The sequence below is a fragment of the Zunongwangia pacifica genome (assembly GCF_023499215.1).
Taxonomy (GTDB): Bacteria; Bacteroidota; Bacteroidia; order Flavobacteriales; family Flavobacteriaceae; genus Zunongwangia; species Zunongwangia pacifica.
The window spans coordinates 41000-62324 of the sequence record NZ_JAKHSK010000005.1 but is presented as its reverse complement, the minus strand read 5'-3'; the positions used below and the strand labels follow the sequence as shown (position 1 = coordinate 62324).

Sequence of the window (21325 nt, the reverse complement as noted above, 5' to 3'; positions counted from 1 at the left end):
ATTTAAAGCGGGGTGTGATATTTGCCACCCAAATTCAAAAGACACTATGGGATTAGATAAAATTTTAGCAATATCAGGAAAACCAGGTTTGTATGAGCTTGCTGCGCAAACCAGAGGAGGATTTATTGCAAAATCAATCTTGGATGGAAAGAAAATCGCCGTTAATATGCGTCACAATGTGAGTATTCTTAGCGAGATCGCGATTTATACCTATACTGAAGAAGTACCTCTTGGGCAGGTGCTGGAAAATATAAAACAAAAAGAAGATGGTGGTGAAGCAATGAGCCACAAATCTTCTAAAGCTCAACTGGAAGATTATTTTTCTGAAGTGTTGCCAGATTACGACGTAGATCGTGTGTACACCAGCGACATTAAAAAAATTATCCAGTGGTATAATCTTCTTACCAAAAATGGATATACAGATTTCTCTAAAGGAGAGGAAAAAGAAACCAGTGGAGAAGAAGAAGAATAGATAATACTATTATTTCAAAACAGCGAAAAACCTGTTTCAGCAGCATGCTGAAACAGGTTTTTTATTTAACTGAAATTCAGAAGGTTATATTAGGGTTTATCTTGATGATTTCTTAAAATTTAACTTCTATTATTAATATATTAACGATTTCTAATCACATTTTAATCTCAATCCAATAATATTCTAAGGCCAGTCCCGTAGTTTTGATTCAAATCAAAGAGAAAAATCAACGCTATGAGAATCGGTATTTTAGTTTGTTTAGGAGTATTGATTTCTGGCTTAAGTTATGGTCAGGAACAACCACAAAATGTAAAAGAAGGAGATATTTTCACGATTAATTCCGGCAGTGATTTAAAATTCCATTCCTTAAAACTTCCAAAATTAAATATGCTGGTGAAGCAGGGGGAACGACCAAATTATAAAAAGCTGGATGGGATGGAAGTAGAAGTTGTTTCTATAGAAAATACTAAAAAGGGAACTTTTGCAGTTCTAAAAAGAACCAACGATGAAGATTTTTTTATTCATCGCAAAACGATTAAAGCTAATTTAAATAAAGCTTTTAGTTACGAGGAGTTAGAGTAGATTGTTTTTCCAAACGAGAAGGAGTATAGTTTTTAATTATACTCCTTTTTTATTCGGTCTAATTTACGTTTGTTATCACGATCTTTAATAGTCTCACGCTTATCGTAAAGCTTTTTACCTTTTGCCAGTGTAATCTGTACTTTTGCGAGTCCGCGATCGTTAATAAATAATCGAAGCGGGATAATCGTCAATCCGCCGTTTTTTACTTCTTTTTCCAGCTTTCTTAATTCTCGTTTTTGTAAAAGAAGTTTACGTTCACTTTTAGGATTGTGGTTAAAGTGGGTAGCATGAGAATATTCTTCAACATGCATATTGATTACGTATAATTCACCATCCTGAAATTCACAAAAACTCTCGGCAATCGAAGCCTTACCCTGTCGTATCGCTTTAATTTCGGTTCCGGCTAATTTAATTCCCGCTACATATTTGTCCAGAAATTCATATTGAAATTTAGCCTTTCGGTTTTTTATATTTATGGTATTCGCTTGTTTCATTTATACTGAAATTTGACAACTTTGGTGTCCTGTTACTTTGCAGATTTTTAATACTGCGATGTTATAAAAAGCCTTTTTAGCTATTATAGACTGCAAAAATAGCAAGCTTTGTAAGATTATTAAGGGATTTTAAAGAAATCGTAACAAACAAAGGTAATGATTCATTTTTATTTCCCTTCAATCACTTTTTGTTAATGCTACCGCTACCTAAAAGGATTTATTATCTTTGCCGACAATTTTAGAGCTATGAAAAAAGTGACCCTACTCTTTATAATTTCATTTCTAATGAGTTCCTGCCAGCAAAAAGAGCTTGATGCCAACCAAATTGTGAGTAAAGCCATAGAAGTTTCTGGTGGCGAAAAATATGATTCAGCTAAAATCTCATTTACTTTTCGCGATAAACAATATAAAAGTACCCGTAAAAACGGCCAATTTCAATTAGAACGTTTTCAGGAAGATACTTTGGGAAATAAAATTACAGATATAGTAACCAATAGCGGCTTTACACGTAGCAGGAATAATAAGGAACTTAGTCTGGCAGATTCTAAGGCCAGTGCTTACTCAAATTCGGTAAATTCGGTGCATTATTTTGTACAATTGCCTTACGGCTTAGGTGGTGATGCGGTAAATAAGACCTTATTGGGTAAGGATAGTATTAAAGGACAGGAATATTACGAAATAAAGGTGACTTTTAATCAGGATGGCGGCGGCACCGATTACGAGGATGAATATTTATACTGGATAAATACCAACACTTTTACAGTCGATTATTTAGCCTATAGCTACCATGTTAACAAAGGCGGAATTCGTTTTAGGGCGGCTTTTAATCCCAGAGTAGTGAACGGATTGCGTTTTGTAGATTATAAAAATTATGCTGAAGATGACCTTTCTACACCATTAGAAAATTTAGATGAACTTTACGAAGCCGGAGAACTGGAATTATTTTCTGAAATTATTACTGAAGACGTGGAAGTTACGGTTTCGGAATGATTCTTTTTCATAATCCAGAAGCTTTTGATAAGGATCACCTTCCAATTGAAGCAATTTTGCGAAAGCAGGCTCGGTTTTTTAATCCTTCCCTTTTAAGTTTTATAATTTCTCTACTAAAGTTGTTGTCGTTTTCCTTAAGGATTTTATGATCAATAATCATGTGGCGATATGCATTTTGCTGCGTTACTTCAAGATGTTGTCCAAAGATTTCGATTTTAAAATGTTCGCCTTCAAAGCAGCAAATACTGGCGGTTTCACCAAACCTTGAGGTGGTTTTAAAACTGAAGTCTGATTGTTCAGCATAATTCTTAAAGAGCTTTTGTTTGAATTCATCATGATTTTTTACCGTGCATGAAATATCCAGATCGCTGGAAGAGATCGCAATGTCCAACGGAATGGTACCGGTAAGTACGGGATGAAATTCATCTAAAACCCACATGATTTTTAGGACTGAAAGTTCGTGATACGCCAGCTGCTGAATGGTACTACCGTGTTTTAAATAGTCCAGATTCTTAAAATCCATATTAACTGTTTTTGTACGCGATGATGCGTAAACGTCGATAATCGGCATACCAACCATCTTCTTTTAAAAGTGTTGTTTTCAATCTGGTTTGCACTTCCTTTTTAATGATTTCAGCCTCAACTTCAGGAATACCTTCAAAAAAAGTCTTTCCAAACAATAAAAGCCAGTCTGCAATTCCGCTTTCGGCATCAGCTAACTTGGTAGGTCGATCGTACAATTCCGCTAATCGGATTTCAAAACCTGTTTGTTCCAGTAGCGTTGTATATTCGGCAACCGATGGGAAATACCATAGTTTGATATTGGCCTTTTTTTCATACCCTTTTTCTAATAATACCGCTTTTAGCGTGGTTTCAATTTTCTGAACATTTCCTTTACCACCAAATTCCAAAACTAGACGTCCGTTTTTCTGTAAATGTCGAAACATATTTTCGGCTGCAGCTTTGTAATCTTTTACCCAGTGTAAAGCGGCATTAGAGAAAATGGCATCAAATTTTTCAGTAAAATTGAAATTTTCGGCATTCGCCACTCTAAAATCCAGTTCGGGAAAATTGCTTTTAGCACTTTCAATCATACTTTCAGAAGCGTCCATGCCTATAACTTTTGCTCCACTTTTCGCAATCTCTTCCGTAAGCTGGCCGGCACCGCAGCCCAAATCCAAAATTAGTTCTTTCGCTTTCGGTTTTAAGAGTTCGATTAAAGAACTTCCGTAGTTAAATACAAAATCGTGCTTGGTATTATATAATTTTGCATCCCAGCTTGTTGCCATTTTTTAGTTTTTTAATGATTATATAGTATCGGTACTTAAAGAACTGGTTTCTGCCAATTCTTCTTTTAAGCGATATTTCCAACGTAAGGTTTCGGTATATTCTAAACCAAAATTGGTCTCGGTTTCCAGGTAATAGATTTCGGTTTCAAAATCGTTAAAAATTTCATTGTAGATTCCTTCAGCAAATTTTTGCCATTTTATCTGCGAGTCGACTTTCGCTTCATTAAAAGCATCACGCATTTTACGGGCATAAAGTTCTAGTAAATCAAACTTAAGCTGATTGTATTCTAATTGGTGCTTGTTTTGATAATTAGGCTGAATATAACTACAGCTAAGAACAATAACGGGCAATACTTCAACTCTGCCTTTACCGCCAATTTTATAGTCTTTATAATCGACATTAATCGTAGCGCAAAGAAAAGAAGGGCGTTCCAATTTTGGGGCACCTTTAAAATATTTCCAGTCCAGCGTATGTTTGGTGCTCCAAATAAGCATATTTTGGAATGGAAAAATATCATCTATTTTAAGGATCTTAAACGTAATCTGATGGCAGATGGATAGCGCATTTGGTAATTTATGTGCAGTAATTTTTATAGCATTGCCACCAAGTTTACGAGCCTCGTTTTTTGCCAGACTCAATACATGTTCGTAGCTGCAATCTACCGTTAAGCCACCATCTTTTAAGTGAAACTCCCCAATAGTTTTAGAAGGAATAGAATCGGGTATCTTTTTGTATTCTTCTATGACGACAACGACATCATTGTTGTTAAGCGGAGTAAATTGCTGGACAGCTTCTCCTTTTAATTTCATTTTAGAAGCACAGGATATCGCGCTTAATGCCAGAAACAAGCAAAATAATCTTCGCATACAAGTTGAAAAAATGAAAATTAAATTTACCAAAATAATGTTTAACCCTCTCTATTGTGAACAAAGATTTAATTAGCGCAATTTTTCTGTTAATAATTCTCAATTAACTTGAATTTCAAAAAGCTTTAACGGAGATTTATCAGCAAAGCCTTTAGCTGCAGTGTACCTTAGAAAAAAATTAAAAGCTATGAGTACATTAATTGAAAACAAAACAATTACCACGGTTAATCCAGCCACGGGAAAAGACCTGAAGGATTATCCGTTAATGACCAATGAAGAAGCAAGTGCAGCCGTAAAAAAATGTCATGAAGCTTTTGTGAAGTGGAAAAAATATTCTTTAGCCGAAAGGGCAGAAGTGCTTAAAAAAATAGGAAGCACATTAAAAGATTATAAAGATGAGTTTTCTAAGCTTATGACCAGCGAAATGGGAAAACTTGTTTCACAAGCTGAACAAGAAATTGAACTTTGTGCAGCTATTTGTGAATATACTGCTGAAAATGGGCAAAAAGAATTAGCTAACGAGCCAGAGCGTGAACTTCCTGATGGAGGACGCGGAATTATTACCTATTCTCCAATTGGGGTGATCTATGGAATACAACCCTGGAATTTTCCTGCTTATCAGGTTGTACGTTATGCTATTGCGAATTTAATGGCGGGTAATGGAGTGTTGCTAAAACATGCTGAAGGTACCACCGGTTCTGGCTTAATGTTGCAGGAAATTTTTGAGAAAGCCGGTTTACCTAAAGACTTATTCACGGTATTGATCATCGATCATGATCAATCTGATGACATTATCGATAATGATTTTGTAAGAGGTGTCACCTTTACCGGGAGTCCAAATGGTGGTAGAGCAGTAGCTAAAAAGGCTGCCGGAAATCTTAAAAAGACAGTGTTAGAGCTAGGATCTAATGATGCCTATTTGGTATTGGATGATGCCGATGTGGAAACTGCTGTAGAGTGGAGTGTAAAAGGTAGGATCTATAATAACGGAGAAACCTGTGTAGCGGCCAAAAGATTTGTGGTAACCGAGAAAAACTACGATGCTTTTCTAGAGTCATTTGTAGACAAAATGAAAAATGTGAAATTTGGTGATCCTACCAAAGAAGATACACAAATAGGGCCAATGGCGCGTAAGGATTTAAGAGGGAAATTGCATGATCAGGTGGAAGACAGCGTGAAAAAAGGTGCTAAAGTACTTTGTGGGGGCGGAATTCCTGAAGGAGACGGATTCTTTTACCCGGCAACAGTGCTTGCCAATGTAAAGCCCGGTCAGCCAGCTTATGATGATGAATTGTTTGGGCCGGTAGCCTCTGTAATTAAAGCTAAAGATGATGAAGATGCGATGAGAATTGCTAATGATAGTAGATTTGGTCTTGGTGGTGGAATTTTCTCTAAAGACGAGGAAAAAGCAATCGAGTTAGCCGAAAAACATTTTGATACCGGAATGGTATTTATTAATTCTTTTGGGGTAGCACAACCCAATATGCCTTTTGGCGGAGTTAAAAACTCTGGATATGGTAGAGAACATGGGGGCTTTGGAATCAAAGAATTTGTAAACGCTAAAGCAATTAATATCCTTAAAGGATAATTGAAGAAATAGCACAATATTAAAGACGCTGGATTTAGTTTCAGCGCAATTGGTTGGAAAAAAGAGGTTGTCTGAAAACATCCAAAAACGTCATTCTGAACTTGTTTCAGAATCTCATCTCATTGATTTAAAAATCGTTATGAGAACCTGAAACAATTCCGATAGCTATCGGAACAGGTTGACTGAAATTGAGTTTTTAGACAGCCTCTTTTGCTTTTCAATTTTTATGCTTTTTATATAAATTTCTCTGGAGAATTCATCTACTTAAAATGCTCGCAAAAAATTGATATTGATTTCAGAATTAGTTTATGGTCAAATTCTGAATGGTATTTTCTCCCTTTAGATGTACCTGCACGATAAATAATTTTCCATGCTGAGTTTCATCAATATCATTCTTAAAATAATCTTCTCCCAACACAGCATTTGCGAAGTACGGCGTGGTATTGGTGTGACCAACAACCAGTACTTTTTTTCCTTTGGTTGCTTTTTGAAACTCTTCGGAATTTAGTTGAGTATGGTCATAAATTTCGATAGCAAGATTTTTACTGTCTGCTGTGGGTTGCGCCGTTTCTTTGGTTCTAATAAAATCTGAACTATAAATCGCATCAAAATCAACATCAGTAAATACATTTTTCCAGTTTTCAGCACGTTGCTTTCCTTCAGCTGTTAAAGCAGGGTTGTGGTTCTCTGTATCTGTAGTATCTTTTTCAGCATGTCTTATAAAATAATACGTGCTTATTTTATCGAATTTCGGCTCCGATTTTTCCTGGTTTTTTTGCGGTTGTTGCTGGCAGGAAGTAGCGATAAAAACAAGGCTTAGCAGAAGATAAAGAATGTTCTTTTTCATGATTTTTAATATATTTTGAATTTAGCTGAAATCGGTTTTATTCTTCAAAATCGATTTCCATTAAAATAAGCTGCGTTAACTGCCTTCCGAAGCTATTAAAGTTGTTATCAGAAATTAATAATAAAGACTGTTTCCCATTTTCAAGTTTTGGGCCAAAACACATGCCTTCTATATTATCGATAATTTTATCGGTAAGTTGATTTTTAACCGATTTAAAATTGAAGACCAAACGTTTTCGAGCCGGCGAAAAACCGGCTTTTTTTAGCGATTCTTTATCTAGAATATCCGTTGCCATTTTGGTATCCACATCAAATAGCTTTACGGTATTGCTATGCGAGCCATGTCCCGCGGAATAAGCCCGTTCTAACACCAAAAAATTACCGGGTTTATATTCCAAAAGCTCAGTTACCCCGTTAACCGCAAAATACATCCAGGGGATTTTGGAAATTCCATCTAATCGATACGCAAATTGATAGGTTGCTTTTTTAATGTCTTTATCAAAATAAGTGATCCTGGTAAAGGATTTTGTAGGAAACAATTTAGGTTTTGGGCCATCTTTTTCCAGCGGAAGTTCGGTCGCAACCCAAAACCCATTACCATCATAAGATTCAGCTAAACCTTCAAAAACACCGTTATGTCTCGGTTTTTGTTCGCCTTTGGCAGTAAAATGCGGAGGAATTTCAAAAGCATCTTTAAAATTTCCATTTTCGTCCAAGATAAAAACCGATGGATCTTTTTGATTATTAATGCTTCCTTCACTACTAATGTACACCTGATTTTCTTCAGGTAAAAACCTAATCGCTTCAGGGTCTAAAGTGTGCTCTTTAAAGAATTCGGCAGATCTTTCAATCATCACCGTCTTTTTAAAGTTTACGGTATCGATTTTATTTCCAGAGAGTTTAATTTCAGCTTCATAAAAACGGGCGTCTGATGGGGTATCCACAATAAGATAATAGGTGCCGTTTTTATAATCGATCCCAGATAAACCACCAACTTTAGTATCGTCTATTTTAAGATCTTTATCAATAACATATTCATCCAGAAATTTAATTTTTACTCTGTCGTTTTCGATTTTTCTGGTGGTCGCACAGGAACAAAAAAATAGTCCTGAAATGGCCAATATTAGTAATTTTTTCATCATCATTTTTTTCAGGCTAAAAATAACAAAAGCTTAAGTAAAATATGGCGAATTATTATGATTAATCGGTGCATTGATATTGTAAATTTAACCTGTTAACCAATAAAAACCAATGTTATGAATAGTGACCAGTTAGAAGGAAAATGGAAACAGATTAAAGGTGAATTTAAACAGAAGTACGGAAAAGTGACTGATGATGATGCAACCTATTCTGAGGGGAAGTTTGATGAAATGCTCGGAAGATTACAGGAAAGAACCGGGAAATCTAAAGAAGAATTAAAGAAAGAGATCGATAGGTGGTAATTTAGAGAATCATCTCAAAAACGGAAAGGGACTGCATTTGCAGTCCCTTTTTTAATGATCATTTTTCTTTTTCTGATTTTTTTATTCAGATTCGGTTAATTCTTCCTGATTTCTGAATACTAAATTGTCATCAAATTCATCTAATAAGATGATGCTATCGGTATGAATATTTCCTGAAAGGATTTCTTTAGATAATTTATTCAATACCTCTTTTTGTACGGTTCTTTTTACTGGTCTTGCACCAAACTGTGGATCAAAACCTCGTTTTGCAAGGAAAGCCAGTGCCTGTTCTGTTGCATCTAAAACAATATTTTGTTTTGCCAGCATCTTCTTCACTCCTTTTAACTGAAGATCAACAATTCTTTTAATGTCTTTCTGAGTTAATGGAGAGAACATCACAATATCATCGATACGGTTTATAAATTCTGGTCGTACACTTTGTTTTAAAAGACCAAGCACTTCAGTTTTGGCCGCTTCCATCGCCGTTTCCACATCCTGGATAGCCTCAAACTTATCCTGAATAATCTGGCTTCCCATATTCGACGTCATAATGATGATCGTATTTTTAAAGTCAGCCAAACGTCCTTTGTTATCTGTTAAGCGTCCTTCATCGAGAACCTGTAACAGGATATTAAAAGTATCGGGATGCGCTTTTTCGATTTCATCTAAAAGGACTACAGAATAGGGTTTACGCCTTACTGCTTCAGTCAATTGTCCACCTTCATCGTAGCCAACATATCCGGGAGGCGCACCAACTAAACGGCTAACCGAGTGACGCTCCTGATATTCACTCATGTCGATCCTGGTCATGGCCCCTTCGTCATCGAATAAATATTCGGCCAGTGCTTTCGCTAATTCGGTTTTACCCACCCCTGTTGTTCCCAGGAATAAGAACGATCCAATGGGGCGATTTTGATCCTGTAAACCGGCACGGCTTCTACGAACAGCGTCACTTACCGCAACAATCGCTTCTTCCTGTCCTACCACACGGCGGTGTAGTTCTTCTTCTAATCGAAGTAATTTTTCCCGCTCACTTTGCAGCATTTTGGTTACCGGAATACCTGTCCATTTCGCAACAACTTCTGCAATATCATCGTTGGTAACTTCCTCCTGAATTAAGGATTTTCCGCTTTCTCTTTCTTTAACTTCTTTTTGAAGACGTTCCAGTTTTTCCTGAGCTTCTTTTATTTTTCCGTAACGTAACTCGGCAACCTTTCCGTAGTCACCTTCACGTTCAGCTCTCTCTGCTTCCAGCTTATATTCTTCGATTTCAGCTTTAGCTCCCTGGATATTATCTACAACTTCTTTTTCGTTTTTCCATTGTGCATGCACCTCGTTACGCTCTTCCTTAAGATTCGCTAAATCTGCGCGTAGGGATTTTAGTTTCGTTTCATCTTTTTCACGTTTAATGGCTTCGATCTCGATTTCTAATTGCATGATCTTACGATCTAAAACATCTAGCTCTTCCGGCTTCGAGTTAATTTCCATACGAAGTTTAGAGGCCGCTTCATCCATCAGGTCAATGGCCTTATCTGGTAAGAATCGGTTGGTGATATATCGTTGTGATAATTCTACCGCTGCGATAATCGCTTCATCTTTAATCCTTACTTTATGGTGTTGCTCGTATTTATCTTTAATTCCTCGAAGAATCGAGATGGCACTTTCAGTATCGGGTTCTGCCACCATTACTTTCTGGAAACGTCGTTCTAGAGCTTTATCTTTCTCAAAATACTTTTGATATTCGTCTAAAGTGGTTGCTCCAATGGCCCTTAGTTCGCCTCTGGCCAATGCAGGTTTTAGGATATTTGCAGCGTCCATTGCACCCTGGCCGCCACCTGCACCCACAAGGGTGTGAATTTCGTCGATAAATAATACAATATTTCCATCACTGCCGGTTACTTCTTTAATTACCGCTTTTAATCGCTCTTCAAACTCTCCTTTAAATTTAGCTCCGGCTATTAACGCCCCCATATCTAAAGAGAAAATTTGTTTCTCTTTTAGGTTTTCCGGTACGTCCCCGGCTACAATTCTATGGGCTAAACCTTCAGCAATGGCTGTTTTACCCGTACCCGGTTCACCAACTAGCATGGGGTTGTTTTTGGTTCTTCGGGATAAGATTTGTAATATCCTTCGTATTTCTTCGTCCCGACCAATCACCGGATCCAGTTTTCCGGTTTCGGCTAAATGGTTTAGATTTTTAGCATATTTGTTTAAGGAATTATAGGTGTCTTCAGCACTTTGCGAAGTTACACGATCCCCTTTTCTTAATTCTTCGATGGCCGTTTTTAAGCCTTTTTCAGTAGCACCCTGATCTTTTAAGATTTGTGCAACTTTACTTGAAGATTTAAATATTGCCAATATTAAATGTTCAATAGAAACATATTCATCATTCATTTTCTTAGCAATACCAGATGCTTCGTTTACTGTTTTGCCGGCTTCCCGGCTCAACATAATATCGCCGCCGCTAACCTTTGGAAAACTCTGAAGCGTATTGTCCAGAATTTGATTAAAAAGGTTCACGTTGATGTTCAATTTTTTCAGCAAAAATGGCGTTACATTTTCGTCTACTACAGTAATCGCTTGGAACAGGTGCTCATTTTCAATTTGCTGATGGCCCATTTCCTGAGCAAGCTGTTGCGCCTGCTGGATGGCCTCTTGTGATTTTATGGTGAAATTATTAAAGTTCATCGTCTCTATCTGTTTTTTGAAATTCTAAATAGCAAATGCTATACCTTCTGAATAATTAGACAAAATGGCATTAATTTTATTAAATTTTAAGACAAATCGGCAGTTTTTGTGTTTATTTTGAAAATATTGTATTAGGAATTAATCATCAGGTTTTAAGATGTATATTTGCAAAAAAATTGAAACATGGGAATTTTTGATAAAATGTTTGGAGGAGGAGAAAAAGAATCGAAAAGCGAATCTAAGATTAATTGGATACCTTTGGTTGATTTATCACAATTGGAGGAAGCTATACAACAGTCTGAACAACATCTTGTAGGGATTTTAAAGCATTCTACACGCTGTGGTATTAGTAAAATGGTGTTAAGACAATTTGAAAATTCTTATGACCTTCCGGACGACGCTCCGATTGATCTTTATTTTCTGGACCTGTTGAGTTATCGTGAAATATCTAATGAAATAGCGAATCGTTTTAAAGTAAGGCACGAGAGTCCGCAACTTATCTTGCTTCAGCAAAAAGAGGTGGTTCATCACAGTTCTCATCAAGATATTGACGTGAAAAATCTTAAAGAATTTTTATAAAATTTGAATATTTTCTTTTTTTAAATTAAATTTAGAAACCTTTGTTAAAGATTATTAATCAATCTGGTGAAATATATGACTATTTGTAATTTTGGTCCAGAGAAAAAGATTAATTAAAGTTATGGATAAAGAGACAGATTTTAAAGAACTCGAAAGAAGATGGGAAGCCATCAAGAAAGGTCAGGAAACTGAAAGACAAAAGCGAGAGTTCCAGGATCACAGTGAAGCTATTCTGCCTGAAGATCGAGAGAAGGGGGGAAGCAGTGACGAAAAAGCTGCGGAAGCTACGATGCGTGAGTCGAGGGAATTTAGAAGCTATAGCCGAATATAGAAACAAAAAGCTGCCATGATCTGGCAGCTTTTTTTATTACCTGTATAAGGGTATAGGTTATTTTTTCTTTGGTTCGAATACGGGTAAAATTTTGGTGTTAATTTCACCAAAACCAATACGTATGCTCTCATTTTCACAGAAACCTCTCATAATTACGGTATCATGATCTTCTATAAAACTGCGAAGGCTACCGTCTTTTAGTTGCACCGGTTTTTCTCCTCTCCACGAAAGTTCTAACATGCTCCCATAAGTATCTGGTGTTGGTCCCGATATCGTTCCTGAGGCCATCATATCTCCCGAGTTTACCGGGCACCCGTTAATGGTGTGGTGAGCGAGTTGCTGACTCATATTCCAATACAAATATTTATAATTAGTCTGGGATAGTAAGTTTTCTTCTCCGTCTTCTGGTTTTAGGAATACTTCAAGATTGATATCAAAACTTTTCTTGCCGGTATATTTTAAATACGACATTAATTCTTTTTCAGGCTCGGGTCCTTCGGTTCTAAAAGGTTCTAAAGCATCCATAGTGACAATCCACGGCGAGATAGAAGACGCAAAATTTTTAGCTAAGAATGGTCCAAGCGGGGCGTATTCCCATTTCTGGATATCACGAGCACTCCAGTCGTTAAACATAACCATACCAAAGATATAATCTTCGGCCTCATCTACGGGGATAGGTTCACCAAGTAAATTGGCATCTGTGGTGATAAAGGCCATTTCCATCTCGAAATCGATCTGCTTTGATGGTCCAAAAACAGGCTCTTTAGCCCCTTCAGGCATGGTTTGGCCTTTTGGACGGTGAATAGGAATGTGACTGGTCACTATAGAAGAACTTCTGCCGTGATAGCCCACCGGGATATGTAACCAGTTGGGTAAAAGCGCATTTTCTTTATCCCTAAACATACTACCCACATTAGTGGCATGCTCTTTACTGGAATAAAAATCGGTATAATCACCTACCTGCACCGGCATTTGCATTTCTATTTCATCTAAAGTAAACAAGACAACATTACGATGCTCCTGGTTATTTTTTAATGCTTCATTCTTCTCGTCAAAAAGTTCAGCAATACGATTTCTCACCAAACGCCAGGTTTTTTTTCCGTCTGAAATAAAATCATTTAAAGTGTCCTGAAGAAAAATATCATCGGTTAAAGGAATACCTTCAAAATAACCAAGTTGATGTAAAGCACCAAGATCGATAGCAAAGTCACCGATTCTTGTACCGATGGTAATGATATCATCTCGGGTTAAAAACACCCCAAAAGGAATATTCTGAATTGGAAAATCAGTGTCCTTTGGAATATCCAGCCAGGTTTTTCTTTTAGGATCATTTGCAGTAATAGACATAGAAAAATAAAAATTTGTTAAAATCTGATTGATTCAAATATATTATTTTCCTGTAATTAACCGAATGTATTTATTACTTTTGATGAATATTTAACGTAAATATTTAAGATGCAACGAGATACAAAAATTTTTGATTTAATCGAGAAGGAAAAAGAGCGTCAACTGCATGGTTTAGAGCTTATTGCAAGTGAAAATTTTGTTAGTGACCAGGTAATGGAAGCTGCCGGATCTGTATTGACCAATAAATATGCAGAAGGTTACCCAGGGAAACGTTACTATGGTGGATGTGAAGTTGTAGATGAAGTAGAGCAGTTAGCGATCGATCGCTTAAAAGAACTTTTTGGAGCCGAGTATGCCAATGTGCAGCCACATTCGGGTTCACAGGCAAACACCGCTGTTTTCCAGGCCTGCTTAAAACCAGGAGAAAAATTCTTAGGTTTTGACCTTTCTCATGGGGGGCATTTAACTCATGGCTCTCCGGTAAACTTTTCTGGTAGATTATATGAGCCTGTTTTTTATGGGGTAGATAAAGAAACCGGACTTATAGACTATGATAAAGTTGCGGAGATTGCCGAAAAAGAAAAACCAAAAATGATTATCGCGGGAGCTTCTGCTTATTCTCGTGAGATAGATTATAAACGTTTTAGAGAGATCGCTGATAGCGTGGGGGCCATTTTATTTGCAGATATTGCGCATCCTGCAGGTCTTATTGCAAAAGGCGTAATTGGAGATCCAATCCCACATTGTCATATTGTAACTTCTACCACCCATAAAACCCTTCGTGGACCGCGTGGCGGAATTATCATGATGGGGAAAGATTTTGATAATCCTTTTGGTGAAAAACTGAAAAACGGAAATCTTAAGAAAATGTCTACTATTTTGAATAGTGCTATTTTTCCAGGAAATCAGGGGGGGCCTTTAGAGCATATTATCGCTGCTAAAGCGGTTGCTTTTGGAGAAGCTTTAACCGATGAGTTTTTGCATTATGCAGTACAGGTAAAGAAAAACGCCAAAACCATGGCAGAGGCTTTTGTAGCCAAAGACTATCAGATAATTTCTGGTGGAACTGATAATCATTGTATGCTTATCGATCTTAGAAATAAACAGGTAAGTGGTAAAGAAGCTGAAGAAGCCTTAACGAAAGCTGACATTACCGTAAACAAAAATATGGTGCCTTTTGATGATAAATCACCTTTTGTAACTTCTGGGATTAGAATTGGTACTGCTGCAGTAACCACCAGAGGTTTAATGGAAGAAGATATGCCTAAAATCGTAGCATTGATCGATAAGGTGATTTCTAATATAAATGACGATACTAAATTAGCTGAAGTAAAATCTGAAGTGAATGCTTTAATGCAAGGTCGTCCACTTTTTAAATCTTAAGCGTTAATTATCAATATGATATAACAAAAAAAAAAGCTACCAATTTTGGTAGCTTTTTTTGTTTGTTTCAGGACCGATAGATTATAATTTTAATTTACGGGTAAGGTAGAAACCTAGAAGTAAAAATGCTCCCGGAGTAAAAAATAAACTGCCGGCATATACTACATCGCCTTCTAAAATGGAGTAGGATTCTAATAAACTACCTATTAAAAAACCAAAACCAACTCCCATAAGCACAAGGGATAGATTAAGTAGGATTACGGCCCAAACCGGTGATGATCTGTCCTTACTAAACTTGAATAGTGAAGCATCTTTATCATGTTCAATAAGGGCTAAGCGTTCTTTATTTCTTGTTTGAAAAAAGAGATACACAATACCAAAAATACAAGAGAAAAAGGCAATACTTATAATAACAGGTTCCATATTTTTAATTTTATTTGATTAATGATTCATTTTTTAAGCGCTTTCAAAAGTTAAGACGATACTTTTCTAAAACAGGTTACAATTAATTTTAAAAAAAAAGTAGAAATTTTGTGTAACCTGGTTTTCTTAATTGCCGTCCTATAATTAAATGACCATCAAAAAAGACCAATTCATCATCGATCAGATCCTGGGCGGAGATAAGCAATTATTCTCGGTACTGGTAGATCGTTATAAAAAATTGGTGTTTACCTTATGTTTAAGGATGCTGAAAAATAGGGAAGAAGCCGAAGAGGTGGCACAAGATAGTTTTGTGAAAATCTATAAATCTTTAGGTAAATTTAAAGGGGAATCAAAATTTTCAACCTGGGTGTATCGGGTGACTTATAATAATTGTCTAGATTTTCTTAAAGCCAGAAAACGTAAGTTTAAGGAATTAAGTGTCGATGCTTATGATGGTTTTGAGATCGAAGATTTAGACAATGCTCTTAGTGACTTAGAAGAAAAGGAACGAAAAAAAGCGATTCTTGCTTGTATAAATATGCTGAATGAAGACGATGCTTTTTTGCTAACTTTACATTATTACGAGGATCAGTCGGTTAAAGAAATTGCTGAAATTATGAAACTTTCGGTGACAAACGTAAAAGTGAAATTATACCGCAGCCGTAAACAACTGGCCATTATTTTGAAGAGGAAATTGTCGAATGATATGTTGCTGAATTATGAAAAATAAAGAAAAGAAATTAGACGAATTTACTAAGAAAGTTTTCAGTGAGACCGGTTTGGAAACCCCATCTTTTAACTTTACCGATAAGGTAATGGTAGATCTTCCTGAAATTAATTCAGCTAAAACAGCTAGCACCAATACTTCAATAAATAAAATAAAATACGAGCCATTAATCTCTAAAAAGGGCTGGGTGATGATTGCAGCTTTTATTACTTTATTGCTAACTACCTCTTATTTTTCTTCAGCAGTAGGAGCTTCAGAAGCTGTAATTGGAAATTGGAGTACAGTGAAGTCGGTTTTTAATTTTTCTCTTGAAATGCCAAATATCAGTATTTTAAATTCTAATGTTTTGGCTATTTCAGCAGTACTTTTTACCGCTTATTTCCTATTGGAGATTTTTTTGCTGAATAACTGGATGAATAAAAAGAGGTTGTATTAATCAGATTTTTTCTGAAATAAAACCTTCATATTTTCGTCGATTCTTGCAGGTCGTTTAGATGCACTGTTCATTAAACACCAGGTGGTTTTTGCTTTCGCTAGGACTTTATCGGTTTTTTTATTTTTAATGAGCACATGCCTTATAGAAGTAACGTTGGTAATCTCATCTACATAAGTTTGCAGCACAATCTCATCATTTAAAAAAGCCTGCTGTTTATAATCAATTTCATGCCGCACCACTACCCAAAAGAATTCTTCTTTTTGTGCCACTGAAGCACGATCTTCCCAATGGCCTTTAGCTACGTCCTGAATCCATTGTACATATTGCACGTTATTCACGTGGTTTTGTTCATCAAGATCGTTTGGAGTAACCTTGATTTCCATTTCAAAAATCTGGGGAGTGGGGATCATTTATTTTTCTACGATTTTTACCTCGAATAATTTGTCCCAGTGTTTTCCGGTTACAAACAATTGTTTAGTGTGAGGATTATAGGCGATACCATTAAGAACGTGGTTTACCTCATCAAGATCTTTTTCGTTCCCTAGTTTATTTCGTAAGCCTCTAAAATCGATAAGGCCCACAACAGCACCATTTTTAGGATCAATAATCGCTACGCCATCTTTTTGATAGGTGTTTGCGTAAATAAGTCCGTCAACCCATTCCAGTTCATTCATTTTAGAATTGATGCTTTTGTGGGTAGCGATCTGTATATAATCTTCTTCAGCTAAGGTTTCAGGATTTAGTAACCATATTTTTTCGGTACCGTCACTTTTGTAAATGTGTTTGCCGTCATTACAAAGTCCCCAGCCTTCTTTGCTTTGGTTATAACTAAAGGTTCCCTTTTTCTCGAAAGTTTCAAGATCATAAATATAGCCTTCTTTGGCCTGCCAGGTAAGCAAAATAATCTGATTGTTAAAAATCGTAAGCCCTTCGCCAAAAACCGAATCATCCAAATCGATTATTTTTAAAACTTCTCCGGTTTTTAGGTCTACCTTTCTAAGATCAGATTCGCCATATTCGCCGGTACTTTCATATAATGTATCGTTTAAGAACTCTAATCCCTGGGTATAAGCTTCGGGATCGTGAGGGTAGGTATTTACAATTTCGTAAGTATAGGCCTTTGGCGGGGTATCGTTATAGATTTTTATCGATTTGGTAGTGGTATCCTTTTGGCCTTCGTAAAATACTTCAGCCTTTAAGGTTTGGTTTCCTAAAAGCTGATCTTTAAGCGGAAGATCAAAAGACCAGTTTGGTGATTTTGCGGTTACTTTTTCAGCGTTCAGATAAACGATAACCGAGTCGATATTCAGCTCTTTTTTGTTTTCAACTAGCCCTGAAATATGCTCGCCAAGCTGAAATTCTTTCTTGTTTTCATCAGTTTTTATACTGAAATGCGATTTTTTTGAGCCAGAATTGCTTCCGCAGGAAAAATATAAAAAAGCTAATGTTAAGATTAACAGAGATTTAAATTTCATCATTTTTAAAAGTCATATTTTGCAAGGCTAAATTAACCAATTCTGTTTAAAAAATGCTTGCCAGAAGTACTAAAGATTGTATATTTGCACCCGGCAAGTCCCACACAACCAGCTCCTGCTGAATCCCCCAGGGCGGGAACGCAGCAAGGGTAGGCGGTCGTAGCGGTGTGATGTGGGTCGCTTGCCTTTTTTTGTATCTGGAAATTAGCAAAATTAATCGCATATTTGCCTTATGAAAACAGATACTCTTTCTCATAAAGTCGTTTTAATTACCGGAGGTTCTTCTGGAATTGGTAAAGCAATTGGCGACTATTTACATCAGCAAAATTTTAAGGTTTACGGTACCAGTAGAAATGCTACCGGAAAATCATCAAATTTTAATCTTATAGATTTAGATGTTACTGATGAAGATAGTATCTTTAAAGCGGTAAAATTAGTCGTAGCTAAAGAAAAGCGAATAGATATTTTAATTAATAATGCCGGGGTTGGGATTACTGGTCCTTTAGAGGAAACACCAACACCCGAAATTCGTAAAGCTTTTGAAACTAATTTTTATGGTCCCATAAATGTTTGTAAAGCTGTTTTACCTATAATGCGTAAGCAAAATGAAGGTCTTATAATTAATGTGACATCGATAGCAGGGTATATGGGATTGCCTTATCGAGGAATTTATTCGGCCTCTAAAGCAGCATTAGAAATTGCAACCGAAGCTTTTAGAATGGAAGTAAAGGGTTTTAATATAAAAATGACTTGTGTGGCTCCCGGTGATTTTGCCACAAATATCGCTTCTGGGCGTTATCATGCTCCTGTTTTAGAGGGTTCTCCTTATAAAAGGTCTTATGGCGATTCTTTAAAATTGATGAATGAGCATGTAGATGCAGGGCAGGATCCAGATATGATGGCCAAGGCGGTTTTAAAAATTATTGAGGAAAAAGAACCAAAAGGACATTATAAAGTAGGGGAGCTTTTGCAAAAAGCAAGTATCGTTTTAAAGAAGATTTTACCCGATAAAACCTATGAAAGAATGTTGATGAATCATTATAAATTATAAAAAGTGTATTTAATGTGTTATTTTTACACTTAAATAAATGAAGAATAAACTTATAAAACTTGCAATATGAAATTTTTTATTGACACCGCTAACCTCGATCAAATTAAAGAGGCACAAGAGTTAGGGGTTTTGGATGGTGTAACTACTAACCCTTCTTTAATGGCAAAAGAGGGAATCACCGGGAAAGAGAATATTATAAATCATTATAAAAAAATCTGTGATATCGTAACTGGGGATGTTAGCGCCGAGGTTATTTCTACAGATTTTGAAAATATTGTAAAAGAAGGAGAAGAGCTTGCAGCGCTTCACGATCAGATCGTCGTAAAGGTGCCAATGATCAAAGAAGGTGTAAAAGCAATTAAATATTTTTCTGATAAAGGTATTAGAACCAATTGTACTTTAGTTTTCTCTGTAGGGCAGGCTTTGTTAGCGGCTAAAGCAGGAGCTACTTATGTATCTCCTTTTCTTGGTCGTTTAGATGATATTTCAACCAATGGTCTTAACCTTATCGAAGAGATTCGATTGGTTTATGATAATTATGGTTATGAAACCCAAATCTTAGCAGCTTCAATTCGCCACACCATGCATGTAATTGACTGTGCGAAGATTGGTGCAGATGTAATGACCGGTCCGTTATCTTCTATTGAAGGTTTACTAAATCACCCTTTAACAGATATTGGGTTAGAGAAATTTTTAGCAGATTATAAAAAAGGAAACGAATAAATTTCTTTTTCTTATAGAACATAAAAAGCTGCCAAAAGGCAGCTTTTTTGTTTAGAATTTGTTTTAAATATCTTGAAAAACAACGAAGCCAAAATAGTATTATCTATACCTATTTTTCTTGGTTACCTTTATACTAATTACTATTACTGATTAAGAAACTCTAGCAACTGAGATTCAAACTCAGCAGAAGAACTAAGCGGAGCGTCACCTCTTGCAATTACCGCATTTTTATCCAGAAAGTTTAAACGGTATAGGTATTTTGTAGCCACATCATTACTGAATTTTCTTTTAGATAGCTGATATTGGTTTTTTTGATCGTAGTTATTTTCATCCAAAATACGTAACCATTTTTTTTCCTGACCAATATCCAGATTAACGCCTATAAAATCTAATTCGGGATATTTTTCTTCGAGCTTTTTAATGGTTCTAAATTGCCAAATGTAGCGCCTTATATTATTAGCCGACCAGAAATAAACAATAGACTTTTTATCGATAACATCACCGTAGGTGGTTTCTTCACTATTGGTGTTTAAAAGCGTAAGATTGGCCACGGATTTACCGGTAAAATAATTTTCTTGAATTTTAGAAAGCTGTCTAATCTGCTCGATTTCCTGATAATTTAAAGATTCAGCAAAATGCAGTACTTTTTTAAGATCCTCCTTATTAGTAACCATGGTAACGGCTTTGCTAAGCAATAAATCCAGGAATTTGTTTCTTATCGAAGGAGTACTGGATAACGAATCTATTAAAACAGCTCTCCTTTTTATATTATCAAAATTAGAAACATTAAAGCAGTCTCTATCCTTATGCTCATCGATGCAATATTCTACGGCACGCGTACGCAGGTAATCATCAATGGTATTGGTGTACAAATAATAATTTTTAAGCAGCTTATTATTAAAATCTAAAGAGTTTCGATAATCGTTAAAACCTTCAGGGATAAGTTTAGTGAATTCTGGATAATATTTTTTAATAAGATAGGTATAGCGCTCGCGAAGATCATAAAATTCGTAATCGATACTTTGTCGGGCTATTTTTTTGAAATTATCGCTTAAATTGTTTTTAGAGGAATTTTCGTTAAATTCTTCCAGTCTTTTTTTATGAATAGAATCACTAATATGCTTAAATTCTTCGGGTTTTATTTTGTAATAGTTAAGGATTAATTCGTTGTTTGCTCTATTCTGAAGAAAAAGATCCAATAAAAAAGAACTTTCCTGGCTGCCACGTCCACTAAAATTAAGGGATTGATCAAAATCATAAGTATTCACCCAAATCATAATACTATCACCAGGTTCAAGGTAGATAACCTGGTTTTCGGGATTATGTTGCAGGGTATAAATACCGGGGTCGATATCGTTTAGGTACTGGCCAAACTGGTTGTCGTTATTAAGCTTTAACGTGTCTATGATATCCTCGTCCCTGGATAGGATAACGTAATCTAAATTTGGATTTACAATTTTCCCGCCAATGTATACTTTATCTGTATTGGTGCTTTTATTCTGGCAGCCAACAATTGAAAATATGGTAGAAAAAATACTTAGCAGTAATAATCTTCTCATTCAAATAATTATAAATCCATTATTAACAACGGG

23 protein-coding genes, 1 other RNA gene and 1 pseudogene are annotated in these 21325 nt (G+C 36.0%); 13 read left to right on the top strand and 12 right to left on the bottom strand.

Annotated features, from left to right (window positions below):
- Positions 1-46 precede the first annotated feature (46 nt).
- Together L1967_RS04805 and L1967_RS04800 are read left to right on the top strand one after the other, a co-directional pair.
- On the top strand, positions 47-472 hold the full coding sequence (locus L1967_RS04805; protein WP_249600592.1) for a DUF5606 family protein: 426 nt from the start codon (positions 47-49) through the stop codon (positions 470-472).
- Between the two features lie 234 nt (positions 473-706).
- Positions 707-1054 carry a hypothetical protein gene (locus L1967_RS04800; RefSeq protein WP_249600591.1) on the top strand — a complete coding sequence of 116 codons (348 nt, stop codon included), beginning with the start codon at positions 707-709 and terminating at the stop codon, positions 1052-1054.
- A gap of 32 nt (positions 1055-1086) precedes the next feature.
- Here L1967_RS04800 and smpB read toward each other — a convergent pair whose 3' ends face one another.
- Positions 1087-1548, bottom strand: coding sequence for an SsrA-binding protein SmpB (smpB, locus tag L1967_RS04795; RefSeq protein WP_249600590.1), 462 nt, complete (start codon positions 1546-1548; stop codon positions 1087-1089).
- A gap of 246 nt (positions 1549-1794) precedes the next feature.
- Between smpB and L1967_RS04790 the strand changes: the two genes are divergently transcribed.
- Positions 1795-2538 (top strand): DUF6503 family protein, encoded by a 744-nt coding sequence (locus tag L1967_RS04790; RefSeq protein WP_249600589.1) that lies wholly within the window; start codon positions 1795-1797, stop codon positions 2536-2538.
- A gap of 91 nt (positions 2539-2629) precedes the next feature.
- Here the strand turns inward: L1967_RS04790 and L1967_RS04785 are convergent.
- The 3 genes and pseudogenes from L1967_RS04785 to L1967_RS04775 form a co-directional block, all read right to left on the bottom strand.
- Positions 2630-3061, bottom strand: a pseudogene (locus L1967_RS04785) (DUF4269 domain-containing protein); the annotation flags it as partial.
- A 1-nt stretch (position 3062) separates the two neighbouring features.
- A complete protein-coding gene (locus L1967_RS04780; protein WP_249600587.1) occupies positions 3063-3827 on the bottom strand; it encodes a class I SAM-dependent methyltransferase in 765 nt (254 codons plus the stop codon).
- 18 nt (positions 3828-3845) lie between these two features.
- Positions 3846-4637: a hypothetical protein gene (locus L1967_RS04775; RefSeq protein ID WP_249600586.1), complete on the bottom strand. Its 792-nt coding sequence runs from the start codon at positions 4635-4637 to the stop codon at positions 3846-3848.
- A 244-nt stretch (positions 4638-4881) separates the two neighbouring features.
- On the opposite strand from L1967_RS04775, the gene L1967_RS04770 reads away from it, so the two are divergent.
- A complete protein-coding gene (locus L1967_RS04770; protein WP_249600585.1) occupies positions 4882-6282 on the top strand; it encodes an NAD-dependent succinate-semialdehyde dehydrogenase in 1401 nt (466 codons plus the stop codon).
- A gap of 301 nt (positions 6283-6583) precedes the next feature.
- Here L1967_RS04770 and L1967_RS04765 read toward each other — a convergent pair whose 3' ends face one another.
- Positions 6584-7129 (bottom strand): phosphoglycerate mutase family protein, encoded by a 546-nt coding sequence (locus tag L1967_RS04765; RefSeq protein WP_249600584.1) that lies wholly within the window; start codon positions 7127-7129, stop codon positions 6584-6586.
- A gap of 37 nt (positions 7130-7166) precedes the next feature.
- Positions 7167-8267, bottom strand: coding sequence for an esterase-like activity of phytase family protein (locus tag L1967_RS04760; protein WP_249600583.1), 1101 nt, complete (start codon positions 8265-8267; stop codon positions 7167-7169).
- 117 nt (positions 8268-8384) lie between these two features.
- On the opposite strand from L1967_RS04760, the gene L1967_RS04755 reads away from it, so the two are divergent.
- Positions 8385-8570 (top strand): CsbD family protein, encoded by a 186-nt coding sequence (locus tag L1967_RS04755; RefSeq protein ID WP_249600582.1) that lies wholly within the window; start codon positions 8385-8387, stop codon positions 8568-8570.
- An 81-nt stretch (positions 8571-8651) separates the two neighbouring features.
- Here L1967_RS04755 and clpB read toward each other — a convergent pair whose 3' ends face one another.
- A complete protein-coding gene (clpB, locus tag L1967_RS04750) occupies positions 8652-11258 on the bottom strand; it encodes an ATP-dependent chaperone ClpB (protein ID WP_249600581.1) in 2607 nt (868 codons plus the stop codon).
- A 183-nt stretch (positions 11259-11441) separates the two neighbouring features.
- Between clpB and ytxJ the strand changes: the two genes are divergently transcribed.
- A complete protein-coding gene (gene ytxJ, locus L1967_RS04745; RefSeq protein WP_249600580.1) occupies positions 11442-11837 on the top strand; it encodes a bacillithiol system redox-active protein YtxJ in 396 nt (131 codons plus the stop codon).
- Positions 11838-11958: 121 nt separating this feature from the next.
- Positions 11959-12168, top strand: a complete 210-nt coding sequence (locus tag L1967_RS04740) for a hypothetical protein (protein WP_249600579.1) — start codon at positions 11959-11961, stop codon at positions 12166-12168.
- A 57-nt stretch (positions 12169-12225) separates the two neighbouring features.
- Here L1967_RS04740 and fahA read toward each other — a convergent pair whose 3' ends face one another.
- Positions 12226-13515, bottom strand: coding sequence for a fumarylacetoacetase (gene fahA / locus L1967_RS04735; protein ID WP_249600578.1), 1290 nt, complete (start codon positions 13513-13515; stop codon positions 12226-12228).
- 108 nt (positions 13516-13623) lie between these two features.
- Here fahA and glyA point away from each other — a divergent pair, with 108 nt between their 5' ends.
- Complete coding sequence (gene glyA / locus L1967_RS04730; RefSeq protein ID WP_249600577.1) at positions 13624-14898, top strand: serine hydroxymethyltransferase; 1275 nt, start codon at positions 13624-13626, stop codon at positions 14896-14898.
- 81 nt (positions 14899-14979) lie between these two features.
- On the opposite strand, the gene L1967_RS04725 is transcribed toward glyA, so the two are convergent.
- Positions 14980-15321 carry a DUF6249 domain-containing protein gene (locus L1967_RS04725; RefSeq protein ID WP_249600576.1) on the bottom strand — a complete coding sequence of 114 codons (342 nt, stop codon included), beginning with the start codon at positions 15319-15321 and terminating at the stop codon, positions 14980-14982.
- 148 nt (positions 15322-15469) lie between these two features.
- Between L1967_RS04725 and L1967_RS04720 the strand changes: the two genes are divergently transcribed.
- On the top strand, positions 15470-16051 hold the full coding sequence (locus tag L1967_RS04720; protein WP_249600575.1) for an RNA polymerase sigma factor: 582 nt from the start codon (positions 15470-15472) through the stop codon (positions 16049-16051).
- A complete protein-coding gene (locus tag L1967_RS04715; RefSeq protein ID WP_249600574.1) occupies positions 16041-16484 on the top strand; it encodes a hypothetical protein in 444 nt (147 codons plus the stop codon). The genes L1967_RS04720 and L1967_RS04715 overlap by 11 nt, the downstream gene beginning before the upstream one ends.
- On the opposite strand, the gene L1967_RS04710 is transcribed toward L1967_RS04715, so the two are convergent.
- A complete protein-coding gene (locus tag L1967_RS04710; protein WP_249600573.1) occupies positions 16481-16894 on the bottom strand; it encodes an acyl-CoA thioesterase in 414 nt (137 codons plus the stop codon). The two genes, L1967_RS04715 and L1967_RS04710, sit on opposite strands and share 4 nt — an antisense overlap.
- Positions 16895-17962: a glutaminyl-peptide cyclotransferase gene (locus tag L1967_RS04705; protein ID WP_249600572.1), complete on the bottom strand. Its 1068-nt coding sequence runs from the start codon at positions 17960-17962 to the stop codon at positions 16895-16897.
- Between the two features lie 88 nt (positions 17963-18050).
- On the opposite strand from L1967_RS04705, the gene ffs reads away from it, so the two are divergent.
- From ffs to fsa, 3 genes are all read left to right on the top strand, one after another.
- Positions 18051-18149: signal recognition particle sRNA small type (gene ffs, locus L1967_RS04700), an RNA gene on the top strand.
- Between the two features lie 42 nt (positions 18150-18191).
- On the top strand, positions 18192-19010 hold the full coding sequence (locus L1967_RS04695; RefSeq protein WP_249600571.1) for an SDR family oxidoreductase: 819 nt from the start codon (positions 18192-18194) through the stop codon (positions 19008-19010).
- 66 nt (positions 19011-19076) lie between these two features.
- A complete protein-coding gene (fsa, locus tag L1967_RS04690) occupies positions 19077-19733 on the top strand; it encodes a fructose-6-phosphate aldolase (RefSeq protein ID WP_249600570.1) in 657 nt (218 codons plus the stop codon).
- Between the two features lie 143 nt (positions 19734-19876).
- Here the strand turns inward: fsa and L1967_RS04685 are convergent, their stop codons facing one another.
- Positions 19877-21292 carry a TlpA family protein disulfide reductase gene (locus L1967_RS04685; protein ID WP_249600569.1) on the bottom strand — a complete coding sequence of 472 codons (1416 nt, stop codon included), beginning with the start codon at positions 21290-21292 and terminating at the stop codon, positions 19877-19879.
- Positions 21293-21325 lie beyond the last annotated feature (33 nt).

Excerpts from the sequence above, each read along its gene's own strand:
- L1967_RS04800 (WP_249600591.1), top strand. The coding sequence starts at position 707 with ATGAGAATCGGTATTTTAGTTTGTTTAGGAGTATTGATTTCTGGCTTA.
- L1967_RS04685 (WP_249600569.1), bottom strand. The coding sequence starts at position 21,292 with ATGAGAAGATTATTACTGCTAAGTATTTTTTCTACCATATTTTCAATT.
- L1967_RS04720 (WP_249600575.1), top strand. The coding sequence starts at position 15,470 with ATGACCATCAAAAAAGACCAATTCATCATCGATCAGATCCTGGGCGGA.
- L1967_RS04695 (WP_249600571.1), top strand. The coding sequence starts at position 18,192 with ATGAAAACAGATACTCTTTCTCATAAAGTCGTTTTAATTACCGGAGGT.
- clpB (WP_249600581.1), bottom strand. The coding sequence starts at position 11,258 with ATGAACTTTAATAATTTCACCATAAAATCACAAGAGGCCATCCAGCAG.
- L1967_RS04775 (WP_249600586.1), bottom strand. The coding sequence starts at position 4,637 with ATGAAATTAAAAGGAGAAGCTGTCCAGCAATTTACTCCGCTTAACAAC.
- L1967_RS04725 (WP_249600576.1), bottom strand. The coding sequence starts at position 15,321 with ATGGAACCTGTTATTATAAGTATTGCCTTTTTCTCTTGTATTTTTGGT.
- smpB (WP_249600590.1), bottom strand. The coding sequence starts at position 1,548 with ATGAAACAAGCGAATACCATAAATATAAAAAACCGAAAGGCTAAATTT.
- L1967_RS04765 (WP_249600584.1), bottom strand. The coding sequence starts at position 7,129 with ATGAAAAAGAACATTCTTTATCTTCTGCTAAGCCTTGTTTTTATCGCT.
- L1967_RS04710 (WP_249600573.1), bottom strand. The coding sequence starts at position 16,894 with ATGATCCCCACTCCCCAGATTTTTGAAATGGAAATCAAGGTTACTCCA.
- L1967_RS04760 (WP_249600583.1), bottom strand. The coding sequence starts at position 8,267 with ATGAAAAAATTACTAATATTGGCCATTTCAGGACTATTTTTTTGTTCC.
- L1967_RS04770 (WP_249600585.1), top strand. The coding sequence starts at position 4,882 with ATGAGTACATTAATTGAAAACAAAACAATTACCACGGTTAATCCAGCC.
- fsa (WP_249600570.1), top strand. The coding sequence starts at position 19,077 with ATGAAATTTTTTATTGACACCGCTAACCTCGATCAAATTAAAGAGGCA.
- ytxJ (WP_249600580.1), top strand. The coding sequence starts at position 11,442 with ATGGGAATTTTTGATAAAATGTTTGGAGGAGGAGAAAAAGAATCGAAA.
- L1967_RS04705 (WP_249600572.1), bottom strand. The coding sequence starts at position 17,962 with ATGATGAAATTTAAATCTCTGTTAATCTTAACATTAGCTTTTTTATAT.
- L1967_RS04740 (WP_249600579.1), top strand. The coding sequence starts at position 11,959 with ATGGATAAAGAGACAGATTTTAAAGAACTCGAAAGAAGATGGGAAGCC.
- L1967_RS04755 (WP_249600582.1), top strand. The coding sequence starts at position 8,385 with ATGAATAGTGACCAGTTAGAAGGAAAATGGAAACAGATTAAAGGTGAA.
- glyA (WP_249600577.1), top strand. The coding sequence starts at position 13,624 with ATGCAACGAGATACAAAAATTTTTGATTTAATCGAGAAGGAAAAAGAG.
- fahA (WP_249600578.1), bottom strand. The coding sequence starts at position 13,515 with ATGTCTATTACTGCAAATGATCCTAAAAGAAAAACCTGGCTGGATATT.
- L1967_RS04805 (WP_249600592.1), top strand. The coding sequence starts at position 47 with ATGGGATTAGATAAAATTTTAGCAATATCAGGAAAACCAGGTTTGTAT.
- L1967_RS04715 (WP_249600574.1), top strand. The coding sequence starts at position 16,041 with ATGAAAAATAAAGAAAAGAAATTAGACGAATTTACTAAGAAAGTTTTC.
- L1967_RS04790 (WP_249600589.1), top strand. The coding sequence starts at position 1,795 with ATGAAAAAAGTGACCCTACTCTTTATAATTTCATTTCTAATGAGTTCC.
- L1967_RS04780 (WP_249600587.1), bottom strand. The coding sequence starts at position 3,827 with ATGGCAACAAGCTGGGATGCAAAATTATATAATACCAAGCACGATTTT.